The sequence below is a fragment of the Mesorhizobium sp. M7A.F.Ca.CA.003.01.2.1 genome (assembly GCF_003998945.1).
In the GTDB taxonomy this organism is placed as follows: domain Bacteria; phylum Pseudomonadota; class Alphaproteobacteria; order Rhizobiales; family Rhizobiaceae; genus Mesorhizobium; species Mesorhizobium ciceri.
In genome coordinates this window covers 1-1,199 of record NZ_RZRA01001274.1, presented here as the reverse complement: position 1 = coordinate 1,199, position 1,199 = coordinate 1, and the positions used below count along the sequence as shown (strand labels likewise).

The window sequence follows — 1,199 nt, the reverse complement described above, 5'->3', positions numbered from 1 at the left end:
CTGTTTGTCGTGCTCGTCGCTGCCCATGTCGGCTTCGGCTATATCAGGCTTGCCGCTCCCGAATCGCCAGCTTCACGCAGCCTGGATGTCCGCATTGTCCAGCCGGCCGTGGACCTGTCGGAAAAATGGGATGCCTCGGTGCGCGACCGCATCTTCGCGGTCCTGATGGGGCTCTCGGGCAAGGCGCCGGATCCAGGCCATCAAAAGCCGCAACTGATCCTGTGGCCCGAAACCTCGGTGCCGTTCCTCTTCACCGAGCGTCCGGACGCATTGACGGCGCTGGGGGATATGCTCGGACCCGGCCAGATGCTGATTGCCGGCGTCGTCCGCGAGGAAGGCGGCTCGGCCGCAAATGCCGACAGCCGCTACTACAACTCCGTGGTGGCGATCGACGACAAGGGTGAAATCACGGACGCCGTCGACAAGGTTCACCTGGTGCCGTTCGGCGAATACCTGCCTTTCGCCGATCTGCTCCAGCGTTTCGGCATCGAGCAACTGGTTGCCGGGCCGATGAGTTTCGCGGCCGGCAATGAGCGGCACGCCATCACGCTACCCGACGGCATCCGTGCGCTGCCATTTATCTGTTATGAGGTGATCTTTCCCGATCTTGTGGCAGTTGACGCTGCGTCAGCGCAGCTTATTGTGAACGTTACCAATGATGCGTGGTTCGGCGACACGCCGGGTCCGTATCAGCATTTCAGGCAGGCCCAGATCCGTGCGGTGGAAAATGGATTGCCATTGGTGCGTGCCGCCAACAACGGCATCTCGGCCGTCGTCGATCCGCGCGGGCGCATCGTCGATGCGCTTGCTATCGACGCGCGCGGCGCCATCGATGCCCACATACCGATTTCCGGACAGGCGCTCATATCTCCCGGCCAACGGCGCATTAACGGAATGCTGATCATGTTGCTGTTTGCCGTTGGGGCAGCGCTGTTGAACGTAAGGCAAAGGCTACGGGTGAATTGACAGCCAACACATTAGAAACTCATACTGTAAGTGCCTGAAAATTTCTCGAAGCCGGTGGATCGTTCTGTTGGGGCAGTTGCCTCCGGCTTTGTTTGGGCAGGAAAAAAAATAGAGAAAGCCGAAAAAATTCGGCGAGGAAAAAATGACAGAAGATAACAAGAAGAAACCGAATCCGATCGACATCCATGTTGGCAGTCGCATTCGGCTTCGCCGCAACATGCTTGGAATGAGCC

At 58.7% G+C, this 1,199-nt stretch carries 1 protein-coding gene and 1 pseudogene; both read left to right on the top strand.

The window, feature by feature from the left end; translation table 11 throughout:
- The coding region (gene lnt, locus EN969_RS31920; protein WP_127419777.1) for an apolipoprotein N-acyltransferase at positions 1-966 on the top strand (966 nt) is incomplete at its 5' end.
- A 142-nt stretch (positions 967-1,108) separates the two neighbouring features.
- Positions 1,109-1,199, top strand: a pseudogene (locus tag EN969_RS31915) (transcriptional regulator); the annotation flags it as partial.